This window comes from Leptotrichia trevisanii DSM 22070, assembly GCF_000482505.1.
Classification (GTDB): Bacteria; Fusobacteriota; Fusobacteriia; order Fusobacteriales; family Leptotrichiaceae; genus Leptotrichia; species Leptotrichia trevisanii.
On the sequence record NZ_KI519444.1, the window covers coordinates 117,141 to 130,629 of the forward strand.

General features: G+C 30.2%; 16 protein-coding genes. 3 read left to right on the forward strand and 13 right to left on the reverse strand.

All coding sequences use genetic code 11. From position 1 onward, the window contains the following. Window positions 1–47: 47 nt before the first annotated feature. The 13 genes from cdd to K324_RS0111765 all read right to left on the reverse strand — a co-directional run bounded on the left by cdd (window position 48) and on the right by K324_RS0111765 (window position 9,920). Window positions 48–455: a cytidine deaminase gene (cdd, locus tag K324_RS0111705; protein WP_026749293.1), complete on the reverse strand. Its 408-nt coding sequence runs from the start codon at window positions 453–455 to the stop codon at window positions 48–50. Between the two features lie 41 nt (window positions 456–496). Then, entirely contained in the window at window positions 497–1,588 is a 1,092-nt protein-coding gene (gene dinB, locus K324_RS0111710; RefSeq protein ID WP_026749294.1) for a DNA polymerase IV, read from the reverse strand. A gap of 12 nt (window positions 1,589–1,600) precedes the next feature. Further along, window positions 1,601–2,299: an ABC transporter ATP-binding protein gene (locus tag K324_RS0111715; protein ID WP_026749295.1), complete on the reverse strand. Its 699-nt coding sequence runs from the start codon at window positions 2,297–2,299 to the stop codon at window positions 1,601–1,603. After that, window positions 2,292–3,458 (reverse strand): ABC transporter permease, encoded by a 1,167-nt coding sequence (locus K324_RS0111720; protein ID WP_026749296.1) that lies wholly within the window; start codon window positions 3,456–3,458, stop codon window positions 2,292–2,294. Before K324_RS0111720 ends, K324_RS0111715 begins: the two co-directional genes overlap by 8 nt. Window positions 3,459–3,497: 39 nt before the next feature. Further along, complete coding sequence (locus K324_RS0111725) at window positions 3,498–4,943, reverse strand: S1C family serine protease (RefSeq protein WP_026749297.1); 1,446 nt, start codon at window positions 4,941–4,943, stop codon at window positions 3,498–3,500. 133 nt (window positions 4,944–5,076) lie between these two features. Continuing rightward, window positions 5,077–5,571: a BCCT family transporter gene (locus K324_RS0111730; RefSeq protein ID WP_026749298.1), complete on the reverse strand. Its 495-nt coding sequence runs from the start codon at window positions 5,569–5,571 to the stop codon at window positions 5,077–5,079. A 30-nt stretch (window positions 5,572–5,601) separates the two neighbouring features. Then, window positions 5,602–5,871 carry an FtsB family cell division protein gene (locus K324_RS0111735; protein WP_026749299.1) on the reverse strand — a complete coding sequence of 90 codons (270 nt, stop codon included), beginning with the start codon at window positions 5,869–5,871 and terminating at the stop codon, window positions 5,602–5,604. Window positions 5,872–5,897: 26 nt separating this feature from the next. Next, window positions 5,898–6,359, reverse strand: coding sequence for a transcriptional regulator NrdR (gene nrdR, locus K324_RS0111740; RefSeq protein WP_026749300.1), 462 nt, complete (start codon window positions 6,357–6,359; stop codon window positions 5,898–5,900). A gap of 162 nt (window positions 6,360–6,521) precedes the next feature. Then, complete coding sequence (locus tag K324_RS0111745; RefSeq protein WP_026749301.1) at window positions 6,522–6,992, reverse strand: PTS sugar transporter subunit IIA; 471 nt, start codon at window positions 6,990–6,992, stop codon at window positions 6,522–6,524. Next, window positions 6,982–7,677, reverse strand: coding sequence for a DNA repair protein RecO (gene recO / locus K324_RS0111750; RefSeq protein WP_026749302.1), 696 nt, complete (start codon window positions 7,675–7,677; stop codon window positions 6,982–6,984). The genes K324_RS0111745 and recO overlap by 11 nt, the downstream gene beginning before the upstream one ends. Before the next feature lie 59 nt (window positions 7,678–7,736). Then, window positions 7,737–8,276, reverse strand: a complete 540-nt coding sequence (locus tag K324_RS0111755) for a hypothetical protein (RefSeq protein WP_026749303.1) — start codon at window positions 8,274–8,276, stop codon at window positions 7,737–7,739. A gap of 77 nt (window positions 8,277–8,353) precedes the next feature. Beyond that, window positions 8,354–9,268 (reverse strand): rod shape-determining protein MreC, encoded by a 915-nt coding sequence (mreC, locus tag K324_RS0111760; RefSeq protein WP_026749304.1) that lies wholly within the window; start codon window positions 9,266–9,268, stop codon window positions 8,354–8,356. Between the two features lie 301 nt (window positions 9,269–9,569). Beyond that, window positions 9,570–9,920 (reverse strand): hypothetical protein, encoded by a 351-nt coding sequence (locus tag K324_RS0111765; protein WP_026749305.1) that lies wholly within the window; start codon window positions 9,918–9,920, stop codon window positions 9,570–9,572. 286 nt (window positions 9,921–10,206) lie between these two features. Here K324_RS0111765 and K324_RS0111770 point away from each other — a divergent pair, with 286 nt between their 5' ends. From K324_RS0111770 to K324_RS0111780, 3 genes are all read left to right on the forward strand, one after another. Beyond that, window positions 10,207–11,409: a hydroxymethylglutaryl-CoA synthase gene (locus K324_RS0111770; RefSeq protein WP_197738416.1), complete on the forward strand. Its 1,203-nt coding sequence runs from the start codon at window positions 10,207–10,209 to the stop codon at window positions 11,407–11,409. Window positions 11,410–11,434: 25 nt separating this feature from the next. Then, window positions 11,435–12,025: a sugar O-acetyltransferase gene (locus K324_RS0111775; RefSeq protein WP_026749307.1), complete on the forward strand. Its 591-nt coding sequence runs from the start codon at window positions 11,435–11,437 to the stop codon at window positions 12,023–12,025. A 97-nt stretch (window positions 12,026–12,122) separates the two neighbouring features. After that, window positions 12,123–13,415, forward strand: coding sequence for a hydroxymethylglutaryl-CoA reductase, degradative (locus K324_RS0111780; RefSeq protein WP_026749308.1), 1,293 nt, complete (start codon window positions 12,123–12,125; stop codon window positions 13,413–13,415). Window positions 13,416–13,489: the final 74 nt, after the last annotated feature.

Genomic DNA, 13,489 nt, shown 5'->3' on the forward strand with positions numbered 1-13,489 from the left:
TCAAAAAATAATATAATATAACCCAAAATAAGCAATTTTGCTTTTTTTTACAAATCTTCCGGCCCAAATGAATGTGGTAACAATTCCTCCAATGAAGTAATTCTATACTTTCTATTCCTGTTTGTCAAAATTATAACTGTATCTTTATCTGAAAATTCTCTTATTACCTGCCTGCACGCTCCACACGGACTAATCGGCTCAGGTGTATTCCCAGTTACAACAAGCAGTTTTATTTTTTTCATACCGTGCGTAACCGCCGTTGTAATCGCATTACGCTCTGCACAAAGTGTAAGTCCAAAAGAAGCATTTTCCACGTTAATTCCTTTATGCTTATTTCCATTATCGTCAATTAGCAGTGCAGCAACAGGAAATTTAGAATAGGGTACATATGCTTTTTCCAATAAAAGATTTACTTCATCAACATAATCTAATATTTCTTTTTCACTTAAAATCATTTGCTTCCACTTCCCATCTTAAATAATTTTTTACCAAAATTTTATTTTAAATCATCAAACGACAGCTGAACTACATTACTTTTTAAAATTGAACTCAACTGTACTCCAATGAGCCGTACTTCATCCTTTTTTTCAAAAAATTCCAAATTTTCAAGGGTTGCTTCATATATTACGTTTACATCGTTTGTCGCACTTTTCAAAGTCTTTGAGCGGGTATGTGTTACAAAGTTGGAATATCGGATTTTTATTGTAACAGTTTTGGCAAATTCATTCTTTTCAATAAGTTTGTTACTTAATCTCTCAGACTGTTTTTTTAATTCAGCGTGCAATGCCAAAATATCATTTTCCGCCTGATGAAAAGTAACTTCATGCCCATAAGACTGTCTTTTCCTGTCCATATTTATTTCAGAAGAATGTAAGCCACGGACAGCATTATACAAATACTCTCCTTTACTTTCCCCAAATCTTTTAATCAGTTCATTTTTCTCAATTTCATAAAGCTGAAAAACATTTGTTATATTAAACAATTTTAATACTTCCCTTGTCTTTCTCCCAATTCCTGGAATTATTCCCAGCTCCTTGCTATAAATATAATCCAAGAAATGTTCACGGCTTCTAAATATGAAATAACCATTTGGCTTATCAATATCGCTCGCAATTTTAGCACTTATCTTGCTAAAACCTATCCCAACTGAACAAGTAAGCCCAGAATTGTCATAAATAAATTTTTTAAATTTTTTTATAAATCTTTCGATTTTTAAAATTTCATCCCTTTTATCAAGTTTTATATTTTTATTCCGAATAAATTCTGTAATATCAATGTAACCTTCATCAACAGAGGTAAATTCACACTTTTTCAAGATATTCCTTATTAATCCCTGTATCCTTCTGCCCTCTTCAAAATAAACACCTTTTCTAAGGCTTACAATAATAAGGTTGGGGCATAGCCGTTTAGCCTGAACTGTCGGCATAGCAGATTTTACACCATATTTTCTGGCTTCATAACTTGCCGTTGTAACAACTCCATGCCCTATTGCGATAGGCTTTCCTCGAAGCTCGCTGTTATCCCTCTGCTCAATTGCCGCAAAAAAGGCATCCATGTCATAATGTAGATAAATCTTTTCTTTTTCCATTATCAAAATTTCCTAAAATTGTATTGTTGGTAAAATCATATTAAATTCGCCATTTTCAATTTTATATTTGTAGGAAGCTAGATTTGCCAGCTCCAAACTGTGAGTAACTATTATTATCGACTGGTTTCTTTCCTGATTTATTTTCATAAACAGCTCATTTATCATATTACTTGTTTCTGTATCCAGATTTCCAGTCGGCTCATCAGCCAATATTATATCAGGATCGTTAATCATTGCCCTTGCTATTGCCACACGCTGCTTTTCCCCTCCTGAAAGCTCCATTGGCTTATGTTTTACACGATTTGCCAAACCTACAAGCGAGAGCAGTTCCTTTGCTTTTTTCTGTGCCTTATTTCTATTCATATTTTTATTCACAAGTGCAGGCATCATAACATTCTCAAGTGCCGTAAACTCATTTAACAGATAATGAAACTGGAAAACGAATCCTATTTTTTGATTCCTTATAGCCGTTTTTGCTTTTTCATTTTTATAATGAATTTTTTCGCCACCAATATAAATTTCTCCATCAGTCGGCTCATCCAGAAGTCCCAGTATGTTTAGAAGTGTCGTTTTACCGTTCCCTGATTTACCCTGAATTGAAACGAAATCTCCCTTGTTAAATGCCAAATTTACATTTTTCAGTACATGAATATTTTCAACTTTTGTCTTGTAGATTTTATTAACATTTTTTAATTCTATTATCTTATTCATACTTCAATGCCTCCACAGGTTTTAATCTGGCTGCTCTGGTTGCCGGGAAAATTGTTGATAGAAATACAACTATCAATGTTACCCCATAAATAACAAAAAGTTCTATCTGTGAAATATATAACGGCAGTTCCTCTAAATAATACGTTGTTACGTTTTTTATATAAGCTTTGAACAAAATTTTCAGCCCAATTAATACAAGTGGCGACAATCCGCTTGCCAGAAGCATTCCAAAAATACCGATTATTAATCCTTCTATTGTAAAAATTCTACGGATATTTTTATTTGTATAACCAATAGACTTCAAAATCCCAATATCCTTTATTTTTTCCCGCACAATCATATTTAAAATTACTGACACAGCAAAACTTGCGATGACTAAAAGTAAACTTAAAATGGCAATTAATACAAATTTTTCAAACTGTACAGCACTCAAAAGATTTTGGTTGATTGTTTTCCAGCTTATAATTCCATATTCTTTTTGATTAACTACATTTTTTACTTGATTTAATACCGTTTCCACTTTTTGCGGGCTGTCAACTTTTATTCCGATTTCTGTTGCAGCCGTATCTTGTTCTGCTAAAATTTGCATAGTTTCCAATGGAACAACAACAAGATTTGAATCATAGTCTAAAAATCCTGTTTTAAAAATTCCTCTTACAATTAATTTTAACTCTTTATTTTCAGCCGAAACAAGACTAATTTGCTGCCCAACCTTTAATCGCATTTCATATGCTAATTGTTCCCCGATTAAAACCGAATCAAGCTCTGCAATATTATCCTTCCCTTCCACAATTTTTAAATTCAACCCGTGCTTTACATCTTCAGGGCTAATCCCATTAGCAAGAACTCCTTTTGCAAAGCCCTCAAATCTTATTATAGACTGACTATTCATTTGTGGAATAACAGCTTTCACTCCTTGTATTTTCTTTATGTTATTTACAATTTGACTATAATTTTGAAAAAAAGTTTTTTGTTTATTTTTTATCAAAATATGCGGGCTCATTGTAAGCAATGAATTAATCATATTTTTTTCCAGTCCATTTGAAACAGTAAGCGAAACAATAAAAACTGTTACTGCAATAGCGACTCCAAGCACAGAAAATATACTTTGAAATTTTCTTTCAACAATATGCCTGAAAGCAATAAAAAATTCAACCATATTTTATTTTTTTCTCCTTTCACATAAATAAGTATCTTTTTATTTTATATCATTTGACATTTCACGTGAAATGTTGTAATTTTCCATCAATTCTGATTTCTGAGCCTTAACTTTCACCACATCCAGCACTATTTCATTACTATCTTCGTCCTCAAAAACAATAAATTCACTGTTTGTACTTCTAACTTTCTGCACAAAATCGTTAAAATCCTTATATTTTTGCCCATTAACCTTTGTAATTATCTTATTTTCAAGATCAGAATACCCAAGATTCACGTCAAATGGAAGAACTCTCACTAAAATCACCAATCCATTATAATCCTTAAACAGCTCTTCCCTATCATAAATTGCAGCAAGCGTATTTGTTGGACGGGCTTGTGAAAGTGCCGTAATATAATTTGTTGTAAGAGGCTCAAATATCAACCCTCCATATACATAATATGACGGTGCATCCTGTAATTTTGTACTTTTTACAACACTATATTTTATATCTGTTTTCTTTAATGTAACTTGCCCTTTTTGAACTTTTTTATCTCTTATGATTTCATAGCTCAAACTTTGTCCATATTTCTTTTCCTGATTTATAAAATTAAAGTCCGTTTTTTCATTTTTACGAAATTCAATCGTTCCATCCGATTCAATATCCTGCCCATCTAATTTTAATAATACATCATTTCTTTGTAAAATTCCATAAAATGGTGAATTTGTGAAAACTTTTTTTATAATAATACCTTTGGAATCGTTTTTTAATCCTAACATTTGACGTTGTGATGTACTTTCCAGTTTTGCCCATTGTATTCCTAATTTTGGTGGCCCGTCATAATTTCCATCTCTTACGTCCTCAAGGAAGTTTTCAAGTATATTGACAGGAATAAAATATCCGATGTTATCAGCTTGTGTAAGTCCGGCAAATGCCACACCCACAACTCTACTATTACTTAAAACTGGCCCTCCACTGTTTCCACTGTTAATCGCAGCATCAGTTTGTCCAATTAAAAATTTCTGATTTGTCAACGTATATGTATTATGCTCCATTCTCGACACAATACCTCTAGTCGTGCTTAGTTTATCCCCTCCAAGCGGATACCCATACACTGTCAAATTATCCTGAATTTGTGGCAATCTTCCTAATTTTAATGTAGTTGTTCCGTTAAAAAATGATTTATCTTCCACATCAATCATAGCCAGATCATATTCTTCCGATACAAATTTCACATTTGCCTTGTATTTTCGTGAATCCCCTTCTTTTCTAACTTGTAAGAATTTTTCATTCAATACGGCATGAGCATTTGTAATAATTCTGTTTCCATCAATTATAAATCCTGTCGCCGTCGAATTGTAGTCCTGCCCATTTTGCCAAGGTGACGCATAATTATACATCTGATGAGCTGCATAAACCTTTACAAGTGCCTTTTTTACCGAACCATCATCTGCAAAAATAAAACTGCACAAAAATATATTAAGTATTAAAATAATTTTTTTCATTTTAATCATTCCTTTCTAAAATTTTCAAATTATACTTGAATCTGCTTAAAATCAAACTGATAAAATTAAATAAATATATAGTCTAAGTGACATAATCATAACCTACAAATACGATTTTAAAGTAGCTTTGCAATTAAATGTCCAATTTTTCTCCAATCTGATTTTGTATTAATTTAAAAAATAATAATTCATTATTTATATTTAGTCTAATTTGTATTCTTTTTTTATCCTTCGTTATTATCTCCAAAACTTTATCCGCTCTTGTTGCACTAATTCTTCCAACTTTTACACTGGCTTTGTCAATATCTGCCATTTTTACACGTAATTTTTTCATTACTATTTCATTATTCTCAACAACTATTTTATAGCTAAATAGTACAAATGAAGCTGTAAAAACATATATAAGAAGAATTGCTATTAAAATAACTTTTATATGAGTCAGCTTTTCAATCCCGGTAATTCCTTTATATAGTGAATATACTGCAATAAACGCAATCACTATAAAAAAAATAGATGATGAAAGCATATATTTCCAGTTTGCCTTAAAAATATATTTATTTCTGTCATCTTCTATTTTATATTTTTCTAATCTGTCTTTTAATTGTTCTGTATTATTAAAATTGTTCATTGTTCTATAACTTATAAAATTAACTAAAATCTAGTCAACAATTTTATAAGTATCTTCTCCTTTTTTCTTCAAATTTAAATTATTTCTTGCAAATTTATCAGTATTATCATCATCATTAATACTTTTAGCCTGCTCTAATAATTTATTTTTTTTATCAGTAAGTTCCTTTATTTCTTTATCAGTCTTTTCCATCTTAGCTTGCATATTGCTTTTTCCTGAAAACACTTTTACACTTTGCCCGACAAAATGTATGACTAGGCATGCAAATACAATATTCCCAATAACAACAAGTTTTTTCATTGTTTCTCCTTTTTAAAATTTTTGATTTACTTTTTTTTATCATTTCTTATTTTTTCAATTTCCTTTACAAAACTGTCTAAACTGTCAAATTTTTTATAAACAGAAGCAAATCTGACATAAGCAATTTCATCTAAGTCAATTAAATATGAAAGTATCTTATCTCCCAGCTCACTGGATTTTATTTCGCCAGAATATTCAGTCAAAATTTCACGTTCAACCTTATCCAATGTTTCTTCAATTTTTTCATTATCAATATGCCGCTTTTCAAACGCCCTGATAATTCCATTATAAACTTTTTCACGTGAATACGGCTGTTTCCCTCCATTTTTCTTTATTACAAAAAGTGATAATTCCACCACTTTTTCATGAGTTGTAAATCTCTTTCCACATTTTTCACATTCACGTCGCCGTTTTATCGAATTCCCCTCAAAATAAATACGGCTGTCAACAACTTTGGTATTTTCATAACCACAAAATGGACATCTCATAATTTCTCCCTATCTTTTTTTAATATTAAAATAACTCTAAACTATTACAATAAAAATTAAAAATAATAATATTTAGAAATTTAAAGTTTGATTATTTTATTTAATTAAAGAAAAAATTTTTTTTATGGAGTTTAAATATATTTATTTGTTTTGACTTATTAATTAACCTCTTATTTCCTCGCTTCTAATAATTTCTAGAATTTCTTCGTTTGTAGCTGCTTTTAATAGACTTTCAACAAATCTGTCCTCTCTTATTAATCTTGAAATTCTTGCCAGAACTTTTAAATATTCCTGTGTTTTATTTTCCGGACATAAAAACATAAAAAATATATTCACATTTTCGTCATCTATCGAATTGTATGCAATCCCATTTCTCGAAATTCCAAATGTTATCATCAACTCATCCACAGCTTTTGTCTTTGCATGCGGCAATGCTATTTTTTTCCCAATTCCAGTTGAACCCATTTCTTCCCTTGCGAAAATGTCATTTAATCCCTGTTCTTCATTTTTTATTAAGTTTGTTTTTTTTAAATTGTTGTACAATTCTCTAATCACCGCATTTTTATTTTTTGATTCCAAGTTTAAATTTAAAGTATCAACTTTGATATAGTCTGCAATATTTTTAGCTTCCATAAAATTCCTCCATAATAAATTTCTTTATTTTTATTTCAACTTGTAAATTTCTATTTATGAAATTTTCAAAAATTATAGCCATTCTTCTCAAAAAGTCAGTATAATCCTCTAATTTTTCCTGAATTTCAAGAATATCTGAACTATTTTTTACAATTTTCAAAATCTCTTTATATTTTTGTAAATTTTCTTTTTTTTCTTTTTTCATTATCAAACTAATTTCCTCAATATCATAAATACCCTGTTCTATCATTATTCTTCGTAAAAATGATAACACAACATAATATTTATATCCTCTTTTCATATATGGAAGAATATCAATAAAGCTTAATATCTCCAGCAACTTATCAAAAAAATCTCCATTTTCATCTGTAATATAATAAATTTTATCTATGCTATCTAATACATACAGCGAAATTTCCAATTTTTCAATACTTTTCAAAATATTTTTAAAATTTTTTAAAATTTCAACATCTTTTACTACATAAAAATTATTTTTTTGTAAAAGTGTTATTTCAACTTCATTTAGCGGATTTAAAGAAACAATATTTCTTTTTTTTGATTTACGGATTCCATAGGCTGTTGCCATAATTTTCCCGTATTCCTTGCTAAAAAGTGTTACTAATAAATCCGCCTCTTTCATTTCTTTTTTTTTCAGAACAATGCAATTTGTCTTTATTATTTTCATATTTTATTTCACATTTACTCATTTACTTAAATTTATGTTACAAAATTTATATTTTTAAATTATCTGAAATTTGATAATCTGTAAATTATTTGGGAACTTCCGTCTGATACAGAAATTTTTGTTGGATAGCTGTATCCGTTTGAAGTTTTATAATCACTGAAGTTTACTGTGTTTCCACTACTTTTTATCGCTGTCAGCCAGTTATTTGAAAATGTGAATGTATTTCCATTTCTAGTTTGTGTTTTTTTAGATGTTATACCACGTAATTTATTAAATACTGCCAATATATTTGCTTCACTTTTTTCAACTTTCTGTGTTACAGTCTGTTTTAGTCTTGGATAATAAATTGTTTTTTTACTTCCACTAAAAGTATAAACTTCCCCTTTATTTGTTTTTGGTGCCGTGATTGTCAATTTCATTGTCCCTGAACTATATGACATCACATAGCTCTTGCTTCTTCTGTTTCCATTAATATTAGCGTCCTCAGTAACATTTACCGTAAAACTTCTCTTTTCCCAAAAATCCTTGGAAAAAGAAAACACTGATACCAATAAAAATAATAATATAACTTTTTTTGTTAATGTTAATTGTTTTAACATAACTAAACTCACCTCTTTTTTATTTTTTATAGCTCCTTTTTATATTGCTATTCTTTTATATACTAATACAAATTTCTTTAATTTGTTTGTGAATTTGCTTGGTTTTCCTGTTCCGCTTCTGCTTTTACCTGATTTTGTATTTGTGTATTAATAACATCATTGACACTCCATTTATAAACTAATACACTTTGAATATCAAATATATTGAAGTTTGATCTGAATCTAATTTCTTTCATTTTGTTAAAAGCATTTACGTCTGTTGTTCTGAATTTTCCTATTTTTATTCCTCTTGGTAAAACATCACTCACCCCAGAAGTTTCTATGTTAAATATTGTGTTTTTGTCTACCTTACCCTCATTATAGTTCTGTACGGAAAAAGTTCCGTTGCCGTTTCCACGCAATATTTGCTGATCAGTTCCATTTAACACAACACTTAATTTAGAAGTTTTACTTGTCAGCAATGTAACTTCTGAATATTCATCACTGACTTTTGAAATTTTACCGATAAGATAACCGTCAAACATTACTGGCAGATTTACTTTTATGCCTTGTGAAGCACCTTTGTTTATATACATCTTTTCTGAAGAATTTCCATTTTCCACAAGTGCCACATCTGCAGCTATAAATTCAGCGGGATTCTTTTGTCGCATTTCCAGCATTTGACGTAATTTTTCATTTTCCTGCTTTAAATATGCAAGTTCCATATTCTGAACTTTATTTTTTTGCAGTTCAAAATCCCTAGTTTTATTATTTTCAACATAATCTTCAATATAACTTATGTCATTAACTCTTGATTTCAATTTTAAAACTTGTGTGTACAGCATACTTTTTACTTTTACCAATCTAAAATTCACTGCCTGTGTTATTCCGTCAAGAAATGTAAATGAACTTGTAATCCTATTTTTAAAGGCAAATAGGACTATTATTATGATTACTATTATTAAAAGTGTTCTACCTGTGCTTTTTTTCTCAGAAAAATTATCCAAACTCATTATTATATAATCCTCTCGTTTATTATTTTAAAATTATATTTAAAAACCTCAGAAAAATCAAACTAATCATAGCTAAATAAGTCTAGTTTACTTAAAGTTGCTATAGCTTTTAAGTTTGGCTTTAAAGTGGTATTACTATAATAGCACATAACCTACATTATATCAAGTTTTTTTATAATTAATTTTTTTATACAATTTTGAAGTTTTAAAACATGCAAAACACTTTTAAAATTTATTTTCAAAAGAATAAAAACAAAAAAAAGACACTTTTGTTTGTGCCTTTCTTTTAATTAATTAAATATTATTCTTGCCCTACAACTGCTCTATAACGTCTTTGAAGTTTTGCATTTTTTTCAGGATTATTTTGTAAATAGAAGTTTACTTTTTCGATTACATCGTCAGTAGTGTGTGTTCTACCGTCATCTACATTTTCTACAACTTCTTCTACTGTTACTTCCTCTACAACTTCGTCAACTGGTTGAAAAGTCATTTTTTTGCTAGGTTTCTTTTCAGGTTTTACTTTTACTTCTTTTTCAACTCTTGACTGCTCCATAAGAGCTTCCTTTCTGTATTGTTCAAGAATTTTTTTTGTATCATTAGCAAAAGATACTACTGAAATAGCTGTTAATGCAACTAAAATAAGTTTTTTCATGTTTATCATCCTTTCATATGAATTATTAAAATATTAACTTTAAATCGTTAAATAATTTCAACTTTATTATACCAATATCTACAAAAAACTTCAAGAAAAAAATAAATATTTCAATTTTCAGTTACATTTTATTCAAAAAATTTTTTAAATAACTGCCAGAATTATTTGATATTTGAATTTTTTTATAGTACAATATGAATGATTAAAGAAAATTTAACTCAACACAAAAATAATATATTTTAAAGATTCTTTCAAAAAATAATTGACTGGAAAGGGCGAAATTTGTATGAAAATAAAAGAAAAAATTAAAATTGGAATAGATAAAATTGGATTTGCAATGCCAAAATATTTTTTGGATATACGGGATTTGGCGATTGGAAGAAATGAGAATGAAAATAAATTTGTGAAAGGGCTTATGCAAAGTGAAATGAGTATTGCACCTGTTACAGAGGACATTGTATCACTTGGAGCCAGTGCCGCTGAACAGATTTTAGACAAAGAAGATAAAAAAAATATTGAAATGATAATTGTCGGGACAGAATCAAGTGTTGATCAAAGTAAGGCGTCTGCTGTTTTTATTCATCATTTATTGAACATTCAGCCTTTTGCACGTTCTGTTGAAATAAAGGAAGCCTGCTACGGAGCAACTGCCGCTCTAAATTTTGCAAAAAACTATATTGAAAAAAACGAAAACGCCTCTGTTCTCGTAATTGCTTCAGATATTGCAAAATATGGAATTGACACTCCAGGAGAATCTACACAGGGTGCAGGAAGTATCGCAATGTTAATAAAAAAAGATCCAAGAATCGCTGTAATAAACGATGAAAATGTATGTCAGACACGTGATATTATGGATTTCTGGCGTCCAAACTACTCAGATTTTCCAATAGTAGACGGACATTTTTCAACAAAGCAGTATCTTGACTGTCTTACAACAACATTTGACAAATACAAAAAAAGGTACAATCAAGATTTATCTAATTTTAGTGCCTTCTGTTTCCACCTTCCATTCCCAAAACTTGGATTAAAGGCAATTAATTCCCTTTTGGAGAAAAATGTGGAAAAGGAAATTAAAAATATGTTTCTGGAAAAGTTCCATACTTCAATAGTTTATGGAAAAAGAGTTGGAAATATCTACACAGGCTCTCTTTACTTGAGCTTGTTATCATTGCTTGAAAACTGTGATAACTTGAAAGCTGGCGACAAAATTGGAATGTATAGTTATGGAAGCGGTGCTGTTTGTGAATTTTTTAATCTAACCCTTGCAGATGGCTTTAAAGCTCACTTGCGAAATAACAGATTAGATGATTTTGACACTAGAAAACAATTATCAATAAAAGAATACGAAGCTATGTTTTTTGAAAAAATAATTTTAGATGAAGAAGGAAATTGTGATTTTTCAAATAGTAAATTTATTCAGGAAAGTGATAATGCGTTTGTGCTGGAAAAGGTTGAAAACCATAAAAGGATTTACAAAAAAATAAAATAAATTTATCTGAAAGGGGTTAATTAATATGAATTTAGAAGAACAACGGCAGTTTATTTTATCTGGAAAAGTTTACAATGATTTAACTCCGGAACTTGTAAAAGCTAGAGAAAATACTGTTTTTTTGACAAACAAATATAATGAAAGTTTTGGAAAGCCATCAGAGGAGCGTGAAGCAATCCTAAAGGAACTTTTGAAATCAATTGGAAAAAATGTGCATTTTGAGCCAACATTCCGATGTGAATTTGGATTTAATATTACAATCGGAAATAACTTTTATGCAAATTTTGACTGTGTAATGCTTGACGGCGGTGGAATTGAAATTGGAGATAATGTCCTTTTTGGCCCAAGAGTAGGAATTTACACTTCCAATCATAGTATTGATGCCGAAGAGCGAATAAATGGAGGCTGTTATGCCAAACCTGTAAAAATCGGAAATAATGTCTGGATTGGTGCGGGAGTCCACATTAATCAAGGAGTTACAATCGGAAACAATACTATTATCGGCTCTGGAAGCGTTGTCACAAAGGATATTCCAGATAATGTAATTGCAGCAGGTGTCCCTTGCAAAGTTATCAGAAAAATAACGGAAAAAGATAAAACTGGCTACAAACCTTAAAATTTAGACTATATTTTCACTCAAGCATTAGAATTTAACATTTTTTTGGTGCTTGAGTTTTATTATAAACTCAAAACGAAAGGAACTAATTTTAAATATGAAAAAAGAAAATCAAAAAAAATTAAACTGGCTTGGATTTCAAAAAAAAGGACGACTTGAAAGAATACAAATGTTAAAAGATAACGGTTTTTTAACTGATGAATTTGAACAAATTCTGAAAAAAAACGAGAACTTGCCACTGGAAACTGCAAATCAGATGGCTGAAAACGGGATTGGAACCTTTGCCTTGCCATTCAGCATTGCTCCAAACTTTGTTATTGACGGAAAAGATTATGCTGTGCCAATGGTTACCGAAGAGCCGTCTGTTGTGGCTGGATGCAGCTATGCAGCTAAAATCATTGGAAAATCTGGCGGTTTTACAACAAAGATTTTAGACAGGAAAATGATTGGACAAGTTGCATTGTATGATATTTTGGACTTTGATAATGCAACTTCGATGATTTTGGAAAACAAAAATGAGATTCTAAGAATTGCAAATGATGCCCATCCTTCGATTGTGGCACGTGGCGGCGGTGCAATTAATATTGAAGTAAAAAATATTGATGAATTTTTGATTGTTTATCTGATTGCCGATGTAAAGGAAGCCATGGGAGCAAATATCTTGAATACAATGCTTGAAGCAATAAAAAGTCCACTTGAAAATATTACAAATGGAAAGAGCCTTATGGCAATTTTATCAAATTATGCAACTGAATCCCTTGTAAAAGTCGAATGTGAAGTAAATGTAAAACTTCTTAGCAGCTCAATGGAAACATCTATTGAAACTGCAAAAAAAATAGAACTTGCGAGCAAATTTGCAAAACTTGACATTTACCGTGCAGCAACTCATAATAAAGGGATTTTCAATGGAATTGATGCTGTAGTAATCGCTACTGGGAACGACTGGCGTGCAATTGAAGCTGGAGGAAATGCCTTCGCTGTGAAAAATGAAAAATATGAAGGGCTTACAACTTGGACTTTTGATGAAAGCACAAATAAATTAAAGGGAGAACTTACCCTTCCAATGCCAATTGCAAGTGTAGGTGGCTCAATAGGACTAAATCCAAGCGTAAAAGCCGCATTTAATATTTTAAAAAATCCTGATGCAAGGACATTGGCAAGCATTATTACATCAGTAGGACTTGCTCAAAACTTTGCCGCAATAAAAGCACTTGTTACAACTGGAATACAGCATGGACACATGAAATTACAGGCTCGTTCGTTGGCACTTTTTGCTGGTGCAGAAGGAAAGGAAATTGATATTGCTGTGGAAAGGCTCTTGGAAAGTGGTAAAAGTATTAATTTAGAAAATGTGAAGGAAATTTTGGAAGAAATAAAAAATACAAAATAAAAGTATAAGAAAAATAGAAAAGAGGTAGTTTAGTCGCTACCTCTGTTTAATTTATATTTATTCTTTTTCCTGTT

What these genes read in the sequence shown, in the direction of transcription:
- K324_RS0111720 (WP_026749296.1), bottom strand. Translation starts at nt 3,458, where the DNA reads ATGGTTGAATTTTTTATTGCTTTCAGGCATATTGTTGAAAGAAAATTT.
- K324_RS0111765 (WP_026749305.1), bottom strand. Translation starts at nt 9,920, where the DNA reads ATGAAAAAACTTATTTTAGTTGCATTAACAGCTATTTCAGTAGTATCT.
- dinB (WP_026749294.1), bottom strand. Translation starts at nt 1,588, where the DNA reads ATGGAAAAAGAAAAGATTTATCTACATTATGACATGGATGCCTTTTTT.
- K324_RS0111780 (WP_026749308.1), top strand. Translation starts at nt 12,123, where the DNA reads ATGAAAAAAGAAAATCAAAAAAAATTAAACTGGCTTGGATTTCAAAAA.
- mreC (WP_026749304.1), bottom strand. Translation starts at nt 9,268, where the DNA reads ATGAGTTTGGATAATTTTTCTGAGAAAAAAAGCACAGGTAGAACACTT.
- K324_RS0111715 (WP_026749295.1), bottom strand. Translation starts at nt 2,299, where the DNA reads ATGAATAAGATAATAGAATTAAAAAATGTTAATAAAATCTACAAGACA.
- K324_RS0111770 (WP_197738416.1), top strand. Translation starts at nt 10,207, where the DNA reads ATGAAAATAAAAGAAAAAATTAAAATTGGAATAGATAAAATTGGATTT.
- K324_RS0111725 (WP_026749297.1), bottom strand. Translation starts at nt 4,943, where the DNA reads ATGAAAAAAATTATTTTAATACTTAATATATTTTTGTGCAGTTTTATT.
- nrdR (WP_026749300.1), bottom strand. Translation starts at nt 6,359, where the DNA reads ATGAGATGTCCATTTTGTGGTTATGAAAATACCAAAGTTGTTGACAGC.
- K324_RS0111775 (WP_026749307.1), top strand. Translation starts at nt 11,435, where the DNA reads ATGAATTTAGAAGAACAACGGCAGTTTATTTTATCTGGAAAAGTTTAC.
- K324_RS0111755 (WP_026749303.1), bottom strand. Translation starts at nt 8,276, where the DNA reads ATGTTAAAACAATTAACATTAACAAAAAAAGTTATATTATTATTTTTA.
- recO (WP_026749302.1), bottom strand. Translation starts at nt 7,677, where the DNA reads ATGAAAATAATAAAGACAAATTGCATTGTTCTGAAAAAAAAAGAAATG.
- K324_RS0111730 (WP_026749298.1), bottom strand. Translation starts at nt 5,571, where the DNA reads ATGAACAATTTTAATAATACAGAACAATTAAAAGACAGATTAGAAAAA.
- cdd (WP_026749293.1), bottom strand. Translation starts at nt 455, where the DNA reads ATGATTTTAAGTGAAAAAGAAATATTAGATTATGTTGATGAAGTAAAT.
- K324_RS0111735 (WP_026749299.1), bottom strand. Translation starts at nt 5,871, where the DNA reads ATGAAAAAACTTGTTGTTATTGGGAATATTGTATTTGCATGCCTAGTC.
- K324_RS0111745 (WP_026749301.1), bottom strand. Translation starts at nt 6,992, where the DNA reads ATGGAAGCTAAAAATATTGCAGACTATATCAAAGTTGATACTTTAAAT.